Source organism: Natronomonas marina, from assembly GCF_024298905.1.
Lineage (GTDB): Archaea > Halobacteriota > Halobacteria > Halobacteriales > Haloarculaceae > Natronomonas > Natronomonas marina.
Genome location: NZ_CP101154.1, coordinates 760,376 through 774,707, shown reverse-complemented (window position 1 = coordinate 774,707; position 14,332 = coordinate 760,376). Strand labels below are relative to the sequence as shown.

Here is a 14,332-nt window from a genome sequence, read left to right as displayed (position 1 = left end):
GATGCGGGAGGCACCCCCGACCCCGGTCACCGACTCCGGGCCGTCGTTCGGCACCTACGCCGGGCGCTTTCCCGACACGGACCTCCGGCTCGGCGAGGGGCGCCGCGAGGAGGACGTCGACGTCGGCCCGCTGACCTCCCGGTACGACCAGCCGTTCGGGACCTGGCACGGTACGGTCGCGGGCCGCGACGTCGAGGCCGTCGGCGTCGCCGAACGACACCTGGCCCGGTGGTAGCCGGGTGAACTGAAAACGTCCGTTCAGTTTCCGGGCGATAGAAAACGGTTTAGTCGCCACGCCGGACGGTAGGGGTATGAAGGTCCGCATTGGTGGCGACGCGAGCGTCGAGGAGGCCGAGGCCATCGCCCGGGCGATGGCCACCCACGCCGAGACCGACGTGGAGGTGTACGTCGGCGACGCCGACGAACCGGCCGCGCGCGGCGAGGCCGACCTCTCGCCCATCGAGGACGACCTCGGCCCGACCGAGCGGGAGGCGGAACTGCTCGAGGAAATCGAGGAGATAGAGGCGGGGGGCCCCGAGAAGTACAAAGAGCAGTTGTCGGAGGAGGGCAAACTGTTCGTCAGGGACCGCATCGAGACGTGGTTCGGCGAGGACGGCTTCCTCTTCGAGGACGGCACGTTCGCCGAGTTCGACGCCGACGACCAGTTGCCGGCGGACGGACTCATCACCGGCGCCGCCGAGTTCGAGAGCCGGGACGTCCACTTCATGGCCAACGACTACACGGTCAAGCGCGGCAGCATGGCCGCCAAGGGCGTCGAGAAGTTCCTGCGGATGCAGCAGCGGGCGCTGAAGACGGGCCAGCCCGTCCTCTACCTGATGGACTCCTCGGGCGGCCGCATCGACCAGCAGACCGGCTTCTTCGCCAACCGCGAGGGCATCGGGAAGTACTACTACAACCACTCGCGGCTCTCGGGGCGCGTCCCGCAGATATGCGTGCTGTACGGGCCCTGCATCGCGGGCGCGGCCTACACGCCGGTCTTCGCGGACTTCACCGTGATGGTCGAGGGGATGAGCGCGATGGCCATCGCCTCGCCGCGGATGGTCGAGATGGTGACCGGCGAGGAGATCTCGCTGCAGGACCTCGGCGGCCCGGCGGTCCACGCCCGCGAGTCCGGCAGCGCGGACCTCATCGCCCGCGACGAGGAACACGCCCGACAGCTCGTCGCCGAACTCGTCAAGTACCTCCCGAACAACGCCGACGAGACGCCGCCGCGGGCCAGCCCGAAGCCCCCCAAGTACCAGCCGAACGGCATCGACTCGGTCGTCCCGAGCGAGCCGAACAAGGGCTACGACATGCGGAACGTCGTCGAGCGGGTCGTCGACCGGGACTCGTTCTTCGAACTGCAGCCCGAGTACGGGCCGGAAATCCTGACCGGCTTCGCCCACCTCGACGGCCGGTCGGTCGGCGTCATCGCCAACCAGCCCGCAGAGCGGGCCGGCGCCATCTTCCCCGACGCCGCCGAGAAGGCCGCCCAGTTCGCCTGGAAGTGCGACGCCTACAACGTCCCGCTTCTGTACCTCTGTGACACGCCCGGCTTCATGGCCGGCTCGCAGGTCGAGAAGGAGGCCATCCTCGAGAAGGGCAAGAAGATGATCTACGCGACGAGCGAGGCGACGGTCCCCAAGCAGTGCGTCATCGTCCGGAAGGCCTACGGCGCGGGCATCTACGCGATGAGCGGCCCGGCCTACGATCCCGAGTCCACCCTCGCGTTGCCCTCGGGCGAAATCGCCATCATGGGTCCGGAAGCGGCCATCAACGCCGTCTACGCCCGGAAGCTCGCCGAAATCGACGACGAAGAAGAGCGCAAGGCCAAGGAGGCCGAGCTCCGCGAGGAGTACCGCGAGGACATCGACGTCCGTCGGATGGCAAGCGAGGTCGTTATCGACGAGATAATCCCGCCGTCCTCGCTTCGGGACCAGCTCGTCGAACGCTTCGCCTTCTACGAGGGCGTCGAGAAGGACCGCCCCTCGAAGAAACACGGCACCGTCCTGTAACGGGTCCCTACCCGCGCTCGCCCACCACGTCGACACCGCGGAACTCGAACCGTGCGCCGCCCGTCTCGCCTTCGGTCGTCTCGACGGTCCAGCCGTGGGCCTCCGCTATCTCGGACACTATCGAGAGTCCGAAGCCGGTGCTGTCGTCGTCGGTCGAGTAGCCGGCCTCGAAGACGCGGTCCCGTTCGGCCTCAGGGATGCCGACCCCGTCGTCTTCGACGTAGAAGCCCTCACCGTCCGGCAGGACTCCGACCGTGATGGTGAGGTCGCCCGTCTCGCCGTCGTCGGGTCCGTGTTCGACACTGTTTCGGACGAGATTCTCGAACAGTTGCTGGAGGCGGGACTCGTCGGCCAGCACCGTCGCGTCGGTTGCGACCTCGAGCGTGGCGCCCCCGGTGTCGACGTTCCCCCAGCAGTCCTCGGTGATCGTCGACAGCCGGACGGGGGTCGTCTCCTCGACGGACTTGCCCTGTCGGGCCAAGACGAGGAGGTCGTCGATGAGTTCCTCCATGCGCGCCGCGGCGTCGACTATCGCGTCGACATCCTCGCTGTCGTACTGCTCGCTGGCGAGGGCGGCACGGCCCTTGATGACGGTCAGCGGATTGCGGAGGTCGTGGCTGACGATGCTTGCGAAGGCGTCGAGCCGTTCGTTCTCCCGCTCGAGGCGCTTGCGCTCGGAGATGTCGACGTAGAGCGCGAAGGTGCCGACCGTCTCGCCGGTCTCGGTCTCGCGGGGCACGGCCCGGAGCAGCGTCTCGACGGCCTCGCCGTCGGCCGTCACGAGCGTTCGCTTCTCGCGGGCGAAATCGTCGGTCAGTGCCCGCCGATAGCCGCCGCCGTCGAACAGTTTCGTCTCCGAATCCGCCGTGTAGAACGACGCCAGCGGCTCGCCGACGACCTCCTCGCGGTCGTAGCCGAGCCGGTCGAGGAGGCGTCGGTTACAGCTCTCGACGACCGGACCGTCGTCCCCGTTGCGGGTCGTGACGGCCATCACCGGCGACTCCTCGAACAGCGTCTCGTACTGGTCCTCAAGGCGGTTCGTCAGCGTCACCCGGTGGATGGCGTGGGCGACGATGGTCCCGAGTTCGCCCAGCACCTCGAGTTCGCGCTCGTCGAAGGCCTGGGGGCGGTCGGCGTAGACGTTCAGGATGCCGTACCTGGTGTCGCCGAACGCCACCGGTATCGACGCGCTGGACTCGTAGCCCCGCCGTTCGGCCGCCTCGCGCCACGGTTCGAAGTCGGGGTCCTCCCGGATGTTCTGTGTTGCCCGCGGCTCGCCGGAGCGGGCCGCCCGGCCGGAGGGGCCCTGCCCGGTCGGGCTCCGGTCGGTCGTCACCGTGACGTCGTCGAGATAGCCGCGTTCGACGCCGGCCCACGCCGCCGGGACGAGACGGTCGTCGTCGGTGACCGTCCCGAACCACGCGAACAGGTACGGCGCCGATTCGGACAGCGTCTCACAGACCACTCGCTCGATCTCGGCGCGGTTCCCGCCGCCGACGACCCGTCGTATCGTCCGCCGTATCGTCCGGTTGATTCGGTCCAGTTCCGACAGTTCCCGCTCGGTCCGCTGTCGGGAAACCGCCGACTCGACCCGCTGGGCCAGCAGGTCGTACTGGTCGTCGGCCGACCCCTTCCGCACGTAGTCGGTGACCCCAGCCGAGATAGCGCGGCTGGCGAGGTCCTCGCTTCCCCGGGCGGTGAAGAGGACGAACGGGAGGTCGGGGTACTCCTCCCGGACCACCTCGAGGAACGCGAGACCGTCCATGTCCTCCATCGCGTAGTCGGAGACGACGGCGTCGAACCGCTCGGCTTCGAGGCGTTCCAGCCCCGACCGGCCGCCGGGTTCGACGGCGGCCGACAGATCGGCCGCCGCCGTCCGCTGCAAGCGTTCGGCGGTCATCGTCGCCACGTCGGGATCGTCGTCGACGACAAGGACCCGAATCGTTCGCTCGGCGTCCCCGCCGGTTCCGACCCCCGACCCACCCTGTTCGGGCATCGGCGGCACTTCGGTATCGACGTGTATATGGGTTCGGTCCTCTCCCGGCGAGTCGGGCGGCAGCGAGCGGCAGACACTTGCACCTCGGGCGGGAAGTGCGGCCGTGATGCGCGAGGGTCAGACGGCGCCCGACTTCTCGCTGCCCGGCGTCGAGGGCGGCGAGCCGGGGCTGTACGAACTCCACCGGGCCGTCGAGGGCGACGACGCCGTACTCCTGTGGTTCGTCCCGTCGACGTTCCTCCCGACGGGAACCGCCGAGCTGTGTGCGATCCGGGACGCCGGCTGGCACGACCTCGAGGGCCTGCAGGTGTGGGCGGTCTCGATGGACAGCATCTACGCGTCGGCGGCCTACGCCGAGCGGTACGACCTCCCGATGGCGCTGCTGGGCGACGGCGGCAGCGCCGCGGAGTACTACGGCGTCCGTTACGACGAGTGGGAGGGCCACTACGGCGCGCCGAAGCGGGCGGTCTTCCTCGTCGGCGCCGACTGGACGGTCGAGGCCGCCTGGTCGACGGACGACGCCTTCGCGCGACCGGACCCCTCGCCCGTCGAACGGGTCGCCCCGGCTCTGGCCGAGGCGTTCCCGGCCGCCCGGACTGACGCCGTCGTCGACTACGACGCCTACTTCGGCTGACGGTCGAGCGACTGGCGGATGGCACGCAACTCCTCGAGGACCGCCCGCCACTGGTCGGTAGTTCCGGGGATGGCTTCGGTGCCGCCGCCGAGCTCCTCGATGTGGCGGCGGACCTCGTTGGGGTCGTAGATGTCGGCGAACCGGAGGTCCCGGCCCCCGGCGACCTCGATCTCGACGCTGCCGTGGCCGAAGGCGGCCCCGAGGACGCCCTGCGTCGAGCGGGTGTTCTGGACGCGGGATAGCTCGACGGTCCGGAGGTCGATGCCGACGACGCCGCGCTTGCGGTACAGCGCCCGGTCGGTGAGGACGTACCGGGTGTTGACGACCCGGAGGTACGCGTAGACGGCCGGCAGCGGCGCGAGCACGACGAGGACGGCGGCCAACTGGTCGACGAGGACCGCGCCAGCGATGCCGGCGGCAGCGACGGCGAGACCGACGAGGACGCCCGGGGCTGCCCGTACGAGCCGCGGGCGGGTCTCCCACTCGACGGTCTCGCCTGCCTCGAGCCGGAGCCACTCGTCGGTCATCCGTCGGCTTCCAGTTCCGCCCGGATGGCGCGGAGCTCCTCGAGCACCTCGTCGAGGACGTCGGCCTTGCCGTCGTCGCCCGGTTCGGCGGACTTGACGTGCCGATTGATGAGCTCCTGAACGTCGGCGGGCTCGGGCACCGACCGGAACCGCATCTCGGTGCCGCCGCCGCCCGCCGTCGAGATGTCGACGTTGCCGTAGCCGAAGTACGAACCGAGCGCGCTCTGGCTGTAGGAGGTGTTCTGGACCTTGTCGAAGCCGATCTTCTGGACGTCCCGCGAGAGCACGCCCGTCTTCTTGTAGAGGCCGGCGTCGGTGACGACGTAGTTGGTGTTCGTGTAGCTGAGGTATGATCCGACGAGGATCGGGATCCCGATCAGGACCACGGACAGCGGGATGCCGACCACGAAGGCCGACACGAGGCTGTACCTGTGCGGATTGCTCGACCACAGCAGTTCCTCGTCGTCGTCGAGCGTCAGCCACTCGAGGGTTGGAGGGTCATCGGACGTTGGAGGGTCATCTGACATACCAGGGGCGTCGCCGCGGGGACGTATAAATTCAGTCGGATCGCTTCAGCGACAGTGCCGTCCGGTCGAACTCACAGACTAGCGTGTCCTCCCCGTCGGGTTCGACCTTGTACGCCTCGACGTGCATCGTGACGACGCCGCGCTCGCCGTCGGAGGTCTCGCGTTTGTCCGTCACCGTCGTCCGCGCGTAGATGGTGTCGCCGTGAAAGACCGGGTTCGGGTGCTCGACGTCGTCGTACGAGAGGTTGGCGACGATGGTGCCGTCGGTGGTATCGGGGATGGTCAGCCCGACGGCCAGACTCATCGTGTAGAGCCCGTTGACGAGCCGTTCGCCGAACTGCGAGTCGGCCGCGAACTCGGCGTCGAGGTGCAGCGGCTGCTGGTTCATCGTCATGTCGCAGAACTGCTGGTTGTCGGCTTCGCTCACCGTCCGTCGCTTGTCGTGTTCGATGGTCTCGCCGACCTCGAACTCCTCGTAGTAGCGTCCGGGCATGGCCGCGGGGACGCCCGGCGGCGGCAAAACGGTACCGGACCCGTCGTCGTCTCGAAAACGACATTATTATTGAATTGACTTTACTGTCAGCCATAACTTCTAATACTGTCGGCTGACGCGAGTCGGATAACGGGACAGCCCCCGATACGACCGGGCGGTCCCGCATATCCAATCATGACACGGAACACGACGCTCGGCGTTCTGCTGGCGGTGGTAGTGGCGACGAGTATGCTCGCGGCTCCCGTGGCCGCCTCGGATTCGTCGATATCGGCGGACCCGGACGAGGCGAACGCCCCATCGACGCACACGGTGACCGCGAACGTCGGTCCCAGCATCAACGGCAGTTCGCTGACGGGGCTGAACGTCGACTACTCGGCGACCAGCCAGAACGGCGACGTCGCCGACGTCGGCGAGAGCGACATCGAGGAGATGTACATCGAGCGTGCCAGCGGCGGGACGACGGACGTCTCCGACGACATCAGCGGCGTCGGTGCCTCGAACAACGGCGAGACGCTCACCATCCGCCTCAGCGGGAACTACAACGTCGTCGAGGGCGATCACGTCGTGGTGGCGTACTCCGGCGTGACGAACCCCGACACCGGCGAGTACGAGATCGTCTTCACACTGAACCCCCAGTCCGGTGGCACCCAGTCCAGCGACACGCTGTCGATATCGGAGAACGGATCGGCGGACACCCCGGCGGACGGTGACGACCCCACGCCGACGTTCGAGAGCGACGACGACGATACGCCGACCGACGACGAGGGAACGGACGACGATACACCCACGCCGACCGACGAGATGGACGACGGCGACGATACGCCGACGCCCACCGACAGCGAGACGAACGGCAGCGACACCGCGACCCCGACCGACGGGGAGGGTGACGGCGACGCGGGCGGCGACGAGGCCAACGACAGTGAGGCCGACGACGGAGCGGCCGGCGGTGGCGGTTCGAGCGGCGACGGCGCCGGGTTCGGCGTCGCCGTCGCGGTGGCGGCGCTCCTCGGTGCGGTTCTGTTCGCACGGCGATAGCCACCCTGGGCGGCCCCTGTCACCATTAAGGGGCCGCCCGCCGTTGGCCCCTGCATGGCTCGCAGAAGCGTACTGTTCTCGCCGGGCGATCAGCCGGAGTTGATGCGGAAGGCCCCCGGAGCGGGCGCCGACACGGTCGTGTTCGACCTCGAGGACGCGGTCACACCGGACCGGAAGGCCGACGCACGGGCCGCCGTCCGGGACCTCCTCGCCGACCCGTCGTTCGACCCCGACTGCGAGGTCTGCGTCCGGGTCAACGCCGACAGGCGGGCGGCGGCGGCCGATCTCGACGCCGTCCTCGACGGCGATCCGCGAATCGACTCGGTGATGGTACCGAAGGCGGAATCCGCCGCCGGCATGGTGGAGGTCGACGAACTGATCGGCGAACGGGGCGCCGACCTGCCGATCATCGCGGTCTGTGAGTCCGCACGCGGGATCCTCGAGGCTGCCGACATCGCGGCCGCGCCGGCGGTCGAGGCCGTCGCCTTCGGCGCCGAGGACCTCTCTGCGGACATCGGCGCGACCCGAACCGAGGGCGGCGAGGAGGTCTCCTACGCCCGCCAGCACGTCGTTCTGGCGGCCGGTGCCGCCGACGTGGACGCCATCGACACGGTGTTCACCGACATCGAGGACACCGACCGACTGGCCGAGGAGACCGCCTTCGCGGGCCAGCTGGGCTACGACGGGAAGATAGCCATCCATCCCGCCCAGGTGAGCGTCATCAACGAGGCGTTCACGCCGGCCCCCGAGGAGGTCGAGTGGGCCGAGAAGGTGCTCGCAGCCCGCGAGGAAAGCGGCGGGCGCGGCGTCTTCCGCGTCGACGACGAGATGATAGACGCCCCCCTGCTGGCCCGCGCCGAGCGCGTGATGGAACGACACCGGGCCGCCGACGAGTAGTACGCCCCTTAATCACATACAGAATATATCAGTGATATGATTCGTCACGCTTAAGCGCCGACTGGTCGACGGTTGAGGCATGTCGGACGACGTCAATCCGTTCGAGAGTCTGCAGGAGCAGGTCGACGACGCCGCGAAGTACGTCGACGTCGGGGAGGACACCCTGGAACGGCTCAAGAACCCGGAGCGTGTGCTCGAGGCGAACCTCACGGTCGAACTCGACGACGGGTCGCTCTCCGTCTTTCGGGCCTACCGCTCGCAGTTCAACGGCGACCGCGGCCCCTACAAGGGCGGCATCCGGTACCACCCCGGCGTCAGCCGCGACGAGGTGAAGGCGCTGTCGGGGTGGATGGTGTACAAGTGCGCCGTCGTCGACATCCCCTACGGCGGCGGGAAGGGCGGCATCGTCATCGACCCCATCGACTACTCCGAGAGCGAACTGGAACGCATCACCCGCTCGTTCGCCACGGAACTGCGCCCGTTCATCGGCCAGGACAAGGACATCCCTGCGCCCGACGTCAACACCGGCCAGCGGGAGATGAACTGGATCAAGGACACCTACGAGACGCTGGAGGGGACGACCGAACCGGGCGTCATCACCGGGAAGGCCATCGACTCCGGTGGCTCGCGGGGCCGCGTGGAGGCGACGGGCCGCTCGACGATGCTCACCGCCCGCGAGGCGTTCGACTACCTCGGCATGGACATGACGGGCGCCACCGTCGCCGTCCAGGGGTACGGCAACGCCGGTAGCGTCGCCGCGAAACTGCTCGAGTCCGAACTGGGCGCCAGCGTCGTGGCCGTCTCGGACTCCTCGGGTGCCATCTACGATCCGGCGGGCCTCGACACCCACGCTGTCAAGGAGTACAAAAACGAGACCGGCTCGGTCACCGGCTACGAGGACGCCAGCGAGGAGTTGACCAACGAGGAGTTGCTGACGATGGACGTCGACCTGCTCGTGCCGGCGGCGCTGGAGAACGCCATCGACGCCGAACTCGCCCGCGAGGTCGGCGCCGACGTCATCGTCGAGGCGGCCAACGGCCCGCTGACCCCCGACGCCGACGACGTGCTCACCGAGCGGGACGTCTACGTCTTCCCGGACATCCTCGCCAACGCCGGCGGCGTCACGGTCTCGTACTTCGAGTGGGTCCAGAACCGCCAGCGGTTCTACTGGACCGAAGAGCGGGTCAACGAGGAACTGGAGCGCCACATCGTCGAGGCCTTCGAGGGACTCATCGACGCCTACGAGGAACACGACCTGCCGAACTTTCGGACGGCCGCCTACGTCGTCGCCATCCAGCGCGTGCTGAACGCCTACGACGAGAGCGGCACCTGGCCCTGACCGGCGCTCACGACCCCGTCGGTCGGCGGCCGGGTCGGAAACCGTGGCACGGACCGGTCCGACCGTCCCCGTCGTCCCGTCTTCAACCCTCCGCCGTCGTGTATCGAGCGCGAAAACGGCCGGGCGAGTTATACGTGCATGACAATAACACACATACATGAGCATCCTCGATCGGGGCGGCGGCGACCCACGGGAGGGACCGACTCTGACGGAGGTCGTCGAGTTGCTCCCCACGCTTGTCAACGACGATCCGATCGTCGCGGCGACGCTGCTGGCGGACCGCTACGGGGAGGTGGTCCGGGTGCCGCCGCTGCACCCGGCGCTGGACTCGGGCGTCTACCTGCTGTCGAACCCCGACGACGTCCAGTCGGTGCTGCAGTCGGACCCCTCGGACTTTCGCGCCCTGGACGTTCCGGGGTCGCGCGATTTCAGCCGCGTCGTCCGCAACAGCATCGTCAGCCTCCACGCCGAGAGCGAGGAGGGCTCGTGGGTAGAGCGCCTCCGGCTCGTCGGCCCGGAGTTCCGGGCGGAGACCGTCGAGAGCCAGGTGCCCGAAATCGCCGAGACGACGCTTGCGACCCTCGGGGAACTCTCCGACGGCATGCCGGGGCAGGTCAGCGCCGGCGACCCCACCACCGTCCCCGAGGGCGCACGCGTGTGGGCGGCCGGCTCCGAGGGCGTCCGACTGTTGCCGGCGATGCGGCGGCTCACGCTCCGGCTGCTCGGCGTCTCGCTCTTCGGCTCCGACATCCGCGCCCACGAGGTCGACGTCATCGAGGCCGTGGCGACGCTGCGGTCGCTGTTCAAGCGCCGACAGCTCCACCTCGTCACCAGCTACGCGACCCGACAGCTCCCCGACCGCGTCCCGCTGCCCTCGTGGGTCCACCGGCCGCTGGGCGTCGACCCCCACATCCGGCTGTCCGGTCGCCACGAGGGCCGGACGACCGAGGCCGTCGAGACGCTCCTGTCGGCCGCCGACGACGTCGTCGCCCGACGCGAGCGGACGCCGCTGGTCTTCGACGACGCCATCGGCGAGTGGCTCCGCCGGACCGACCCCGTGACCGGCGACCGCATCAGTCCCGACGCCCTCCGGCAGGAGGTGATGGGCCTGTTCATCGCCGGCCACGCCACCATGAGCGCCGGCCTGACGTGGGCGTTCTACCTGCTGGCCGGCCGCCCCGAGGTCCAGGAGCGCATCCACGAGGAAGCCCGGGAGACGGCACTCCTGGCCGGGCCGGAGTCGCTGGACCGCGAATCGCTGCCCGACGGCCCCGAGGCGGCCTGTCACCCGGTCGCCGGTCGCGGATTCGTCGACTCGATACCGTACACCCGGCGGGTCTGGCGGGAGACGCTGCGACTCTACCCGCCGCTGCCCATCTTCGGCCGAACCGCGACGGCCGACACCGAGTTCGGCGGCGTCGATGTCGAGGCGGGCAGCCACGTCCTGTTGAGTCCCTACGTCGTCCACCGCGACGCCGACCTGTGGGACGACCCCGAGACGTTCGACCCCTCGCGGTTCGAGGACGACGACCGCCACGAGTTCGCGTACTTCCCCTTCTCCGGCGGCCGACACGCCTGCCTCGGCGAGGCCATCGCGACGACGGAGGCGACGACCGTCCTGGCGACCGCGATGGCGACCCACCGCGTCGAGTTCGCCGGGCCGGGTGTCGAGGGCCCCCACGACGCCCCGGAGGTGGGCGTCGACTCGGCCATCAACCTCCAGCCGGACCGCGACGTCGTCGTGCAGTTCGTCCCGCGGGAGGCCTGACAGGACGGGCGACGGGCCGACCGCCGTCGGCGGCCGGCGTCAGGACCGGTCGCGCCACTCCTCGCGGAGCAGGCCGTACTGGCACAGGTCCCGATGCTCGCCGTCGACGAACATGAACTTCCGGCGGCGGCCCTCCTCTTCGAACCCGACCGACTCCAGCACGCCCCTGGAGGCGTCGTTGAAGTCGTAGGCGGCCGCGCCGACCGCCGGCGCGTCGTACTGCCGGAAGGCGTACTCGACGAGCAGCGACAGCAACTCCCCGCCGTGGCCGTCGCCGTGCACCTCGGGAACGAGCCAGTAGCCCAGTTCCGGCCGCTTGTAACTCGTGTCCGTCACGGAGGCCCCGCCGACGCGACGCGGGTCGTCGTCGGGCGCTCCGGGACCGGCCTCGTCATCGAGACAGACGACGAACCGGTCGGCGTCGTCGTCCTCGCGGCTCTCCGCGAACCCCTCGCGGTCCATCACGGGGTTGCCGACCGCGTGCCGGAGCCGGGGGTTCGCACACGCACGCTGGAGGAAGGGTCGGTCCTCCCGTTCGGCCGTCCGGAGCGTCACTCGCTCGCCGCGCCGCACCAGTGGGCCGGGCATGAGACGGGAGTGGGGGGAGTCCGGAATAAGCCTTTCTCGGGAGCGGCGGAAACGCGGCTTCGAAACTGCAAAGGCGCCCTCCGCCACAGGTCGGGACATGAAGGCGACCGCGAAGGCCCACCCCATCCAGGGGCTGGTCAAGTACCACGGGATGCACGACGAGGAGTTGCGCCTCCCGTACCACGACTCCATCTCCGTCTGTACCGCGCCGAGTCACTCGCGGACGACCGTCGAGTTCGACCCCTCGCTGGAGGCCGACCGCTACGTCGTCGACGGCGACGTCGTCGACGGCCGCGGTGCCGAGCGCATCCGATCGGTCGTCGACCGGGTCCGCGAACTCGCCGGGTTCGACCACCGCGTCCGCTTCGAGTCGGTCAACGACTTCCCGACGAACATCGGGTTCGGCTCCTCGGCGTCCGGTTTCGCGGCCGCCGCCGTCGCGCTGTGTTCGGCGGCCGACCTCGACCTCACCCACCCGGAGATGTCGGCCATCGCCCGCCGGGGGTCGGCGTCGGCCGCCCGGGCGGTCACCGGCGCCTTCTCGCACCTCCACACCGGCAACGACGACGTCGACTGCCGCTCGGAGCGACTGGAATCCGACCTCGAGGACGAGTTGCGCATCGTCGCCGCCGAGGTGCCCGCGTTCAAGCACACCGCCGAGGCCCACCGCGAGGCCGCCGACAGCCACATGTTTCAGGCGCGGATGGCCCACATCCACGAGCAGATACGGACGGTACGGCACTCGCTGCGGGAGGCGGACTTCGAGACGACCTTCGAGACGGCCGAGCACGACTCGCTGTCGCTGGCGGCGACGACGATGACCGGGCCGGCGGGGTGGGTCTACTGGCAGCCGGAGACGCTCGAGGTGTTCGAGGCCGTCCGCGAGATGCGCGAGGACGGCGTCCCGGTCTACTTCTCGACGGACACCGGCGCCTCGGTGTACGTGAACACGACCGCCGAGTACGTCGACCGGGTCGAGACCGCCATCGCCGATCTCGGCATCGACACCCACGTCTGGGAGGTCGGTGGCCCCGCCGAGGTGCTCGACGAGACCGAGGCGCTGTTCTGAGCGGCCCGGAGGGTTTTACCCCGCCGGCCGCCACGGGTCGCGTATGGCCTCCGACGGAAGCGTCCTCGAGCGGGTTGGCGACTACGTCCGCGAGAACCGCCGCGGGATGTTCACCGACCTGGTCTTCGCCGTCGCCTGGGTGACGCTCGTGAACGTCTTCTTCCGGTTCGTCGACGGCCCGACGTGGGCCTACTACCTCTTCATGCTCGCCGGCGTCGTCGCGTACTTCGGGTTCGTCTCCTCGCTGGAGGTCGCCCGCGAGGGCCAACCCGAGGAGTGAGACGCCAGACGGTTCCGGGCGACGCCCGGTCGACCGGCAGACGGACGCGAGACGTGCGTCCGACGACGGCGATACACCTACGTGGTCGCTACCTCTAGTTCGGGTGTGAGCGACTACTACGTCGGAAGCGTCGCTCGTGGCGGCGTCTGGCTGGCGGTGGCCTACACCGACGACGGCTACGACCACGCCGCGGTCGTCGAGGGCGTCGGCGAACTGTGGACGCGCTACGAGGAGACGGCCGACACCATCGCGGTCGACGTGCCGGTCGGCCTGGAGACGTCGTCGGCGCCGCGGCCCAACGAGCGGGCGGCCGCCGACTACCTCGGCGACCGCCGGCGGGCCATCGTCCCGGCGCCGGTCCGGGAGGCCGCACGCAAGCAGCGCTACCCGACGGCCGCCCGCGTCCACGAGCGGAAGAGCAGCAGCGACCTGCCGGAGGCCGCCTTCCAGCGGTCCCGCCTCGTCACTGCCGTCGACGAGTTCATGACGACCATCGACGAGGCCCGCGACGTCCTCGTGGAGGCCCACCCCGAACTGTGTTACCGCGCCTTCGCGGGCGAACCGCTCGTCGAGCGGCCCGAGGTCGCGGCCGGCTACGCCGAGCGGATGCGCGTCCTCGCGGAGTTCGACCGCGACGCGCCCCCGACCGTCCAGTCGGTCGCCGAGGCAACCGAGGGCCACGCGGTGCCGATTCCGGCCGTCCTCGATGCGGTCGCGCTGGGACTCACGGTCCGGCCCGGGCCGGGCCAGTGCCGGACGCTACCCGCCGACCCCCCGACCGACGAGGAGGGGCTGCCGATACGGTACGTCTACCGGAGCGAAGCGCCGCTGTCGGCCGACTGACCGCCGCACCCGCCGCCGGCCGCGGCTAGAACGTGTACTCGTCGCCGCCGTCGTCGTCGCGGGCCGCCGGGTCCGTCTGGTCGTCGGTCATCTGGGTGAACAGGTCCTCGCCCTCCTGCTGGTCGGTCTCCTCGGTGGGCGCGTACGCCGACACCCCCATCGTGAGCAGTTCCTCGACGGCCTGCTCGCGGTTCAGGAACTCGCCCTGTTCGATGAGCCGGTCGATTTCGCTGTCGATTCGGTCCGGCAAGGATACTTCGACGTCTGGCATACGCGACAGTTGACGTTCACCGGCGTAAAACCCTGTGCTCGACCGGTCGG

16 protein-coding genes are annotated in these 14,332 nt (G+C 69.5%); 10 read left to right on the top strand and 6 right to left on the bottom strand.

All coding sequences use genetic code 11. From position 1 onward, the window contains the following. The first annotated feature begins 1 nt into the window (after position 1). Together NLF94_RS04150 and NLF94_RS04145 are read left to right on the top strand one after the other, a co-directional pair. Positions 2 to 235 carry a hypothetical protein gene (locus tag NLF94_RS04150; RefSeq protein ID WP_254840204.1) on the top strand — a complete coding sequence of 78 codons (234 nt, stop codon included), beginning with the start codon at positions 2 to 4 and terminating at the stop codon, positions 233 to 235. Between the two features lie 76 nt (positions 236 to 311). After that, positions 312 to 2,015, top strand: coding sequence for an acyl-CoA carboxylase subunit beta (locus NLF94_RS04145; protein WP_254840203.1), 1,704 nt, complete (start codon positions 312 to 314; stop codon positions 2,013 to 2,015). Positions 2,016 to 2,022: 7 nt separating this feature from the next. On the opposite strand, the gene NLF94_RS04140 is transcribed toward NLF94_RS04145, so the two are convergent. Beyond that, positions 2,023 to 4,011, bottom strand: a complete 1,989-nt coding sequence (locus NLF94_RS04140) for a hybrid sensor histidine kinase/response regulator (RefSeq protein ID WP_254840202.1) — start codon at positions 4,009 to 4,011, stop codon at positions 2,023 to 2,025. Positions 4,012 to 4,117: 106 nt separating this feature from the next. Between NLF94_RS04140 and NLF94_RS04135 the strand changes: the two genes are divergently transcribed. Next, a complete protein-coding gene (locus NLF94_RS04135) occupies positions 4,118 to 4,645 on the top strand; it encodes a redoxin domain-containing protein (protein ID WP_254840201.1) in 528 nt (175 codons plus the stop codon). Here the strand turns inward: NLF94_RS04135 and NLF94_RS04130 are convergent. The 3 genes from NLF94_RS04130 to NLF94_RS04120 are packed head-to-tail and all read right to left on the bottom strand — an operon-like array spanning position 4,633 to position 6,192. Further along, the gene (locus NLF94_RS04130) at positions 4,633 to 5,172 is read right to left on the bottom strand and encodes a PH domain-containing protein (protein ID WP_254840200.1); all 540 of its coding nucleotides are present in this window, start codon (positions 5,170 to 5,172) and stop codon (positions 4,633 to 4,635) included. The two genes, NLF94_RS04135 and NLF94_RS04130, sit on opposite strands and share 13 nt — an antisense overlap. Beyond that, complete coding sequence (locus NLF94_RS04125) at positions 5,169 to 5,699, bottom strand: PH domain-containing protein (RefSeq protein WP_254840199.1); 531 nt, start codon at positions 5,697 to 5,699, stop codon at positions 5,169 to 5,171. The genes NLF94_RS04130 and NLF94_RS04125 overlap by 4 nt, the downstream gene beginning before the upstream one ends. Before the next feature lie 31 nt (positions 5,700 to 5,730). Further along, on the bottom strand, positions 5,731 to 6,192 hold the full coding sequence (locus NLF94_RS04120; protein WP_254840198.1) for a MaoC family dehydratase: 462 nt from the start codon (positions 6,190 to 6,192) through the stop codon (positions 5,731 to 5,733). A gap of 174 nt (positions 6,193 to 6,366) precedes the next feature. On the opposite strand from NLF94_RS04120, the gene NLF94_RS04115 reads away from it, so the two are divergent. The 4 genes from NLF94_RS04115 (at position 6,367) to NLF94_RS04100 (ending at position 11,231) form a co-directional block, all read left to right on the top strand. Further along, positions 6,367 to 7,227, top strand: coding sequence for a PGF-CTERM sorting domain-containing protein (locus NLF94_RS04115; RefSeq protein WP_254840197.1), 861 nt, complete (start codon positions 6,367 to 6,369; stop codon positions 7,225 to 7,227). 54 nt (positions 7,228 to 7,281) lie between these two features. Further along, a complete protein-coding gene (locus NLF94_RS04110; protein WP_254840196.1) occupies positions 7,282 to 8,124 on the top strand; it encodes an HpcH/HpaI aldolase/citrate lyase family protein in 843 nt (280 codons plus the stop codon). Between the two features lie 79 nt (positions 8,125 to 8,203). Next, positions 8,204 to 9,463 (top strand): Glu/Leu/Phe/Val family dehydrogenase, encoded by a 1,260-nt coding sequence (locus tag NLF94_RS04105; protein ID WP_254840195.1) that lies wholly within the window; start codon positions 8,204 to 8,206, stop codon positions 9,461 to 9,463. A 157-nt stretch (positions 9,464 to 9,620) separates the two neighbouring features. Then, a complete protein-coding gene (locus NLF94_RS04100) occupies positions 9,621 to 11,231 on the top strand; it encodes a cytochrome P450 (RefSeq protein ID WP_254840194.1) in 1,611 nt (536 codons plus the stop codon). A 39-nt stretch (positions 11,232 to 11,270) separates the two neighbouring features. Here NLF94_RS04100 and NLF94_RS04095 read toward each other — a convergent pair whose 3' ends face one another. Then, positions 11,271 to 11,819 (bottom strand): GNAT family N-acetyltransferase, encoded by a 549-nt coding sequence (locus NLF94_RS04095; RefSeq protein WP_254840193.1) that lies wholly within the window; start codon positions 11,817 to 11,819, stop codon positions 11,271 to 11,273. A gap of 97 nt (positions 11,820 to 11,916) precedes the next feature. On the opposite strand from NLF94_RS04095, the gene mvaD reads away from it, so the two are divergent. The 3 genes from mvaD to NLF94_RS04080 all read left to right on the top strand — a co-directional run bounded on the left by mvaD (position 11,917) and on the right by NLF94_RS04080 (position 14,011). Further along, positions 11,917 to 12,888 carry a phosphomevalonate decarboxylase MvaD gene (gene mvaD, locus NLF94_RS04090; RefSeq protein WP_254840192.1) on the top strand — a complete coding sequence of 324 codons (972 nt, stop codon included), beginning with the start codon at positions 11,917 to 11,919 and terminating at the stop codon, positions 12,886 to 12,888. 43 nt (positions 12,889 to 12,931) lie between these two features. Next, the gene (locus NLF94_RS04085; protein ID WP_254840191.1) at positions 12,932 to 13,168 is read left to right on the top strand and encodes a DUF8119 family protein; all 237 of its coding nucleotides are present in this window, start codon (positions 12,932 to 12,934) and stop codon (positions 13,166 to 13,168) included. Positions 13,169 to 13,273: 105 nt separating this feature from the next. After that, positions 13,274 to 14,011, top strand: coding sequence for a DUF429 domain-containing protein (locus tag NLF94_RS04080; RefSeq protein ID WP_254840190.1), 738 nt, complete (start codon positions 13,274 to 13,276; stop codon positions 14,009 to 14,011). Positions 14,012 to 14,036: 25 nt separating this feature from the next. On the opposite strand, the gene NLF94_RS04075 is transcribed toward NLF94_RS04080, so the two are convergent. Further along, positions 14,037 to 14,282: a ribbon-helix-helix domain-containing protein gene (locus NLF94_RS04075; protein ID WP_254840189.1), complete on the bottom strand. Its 246-nt coding sequence runs from the start codon at positions 14,280 to 14,282 to the stop codon at positions 14,037 to 14,039. Positions 14,283 to 14,332 lie beyond the last annotated feature (50 nt).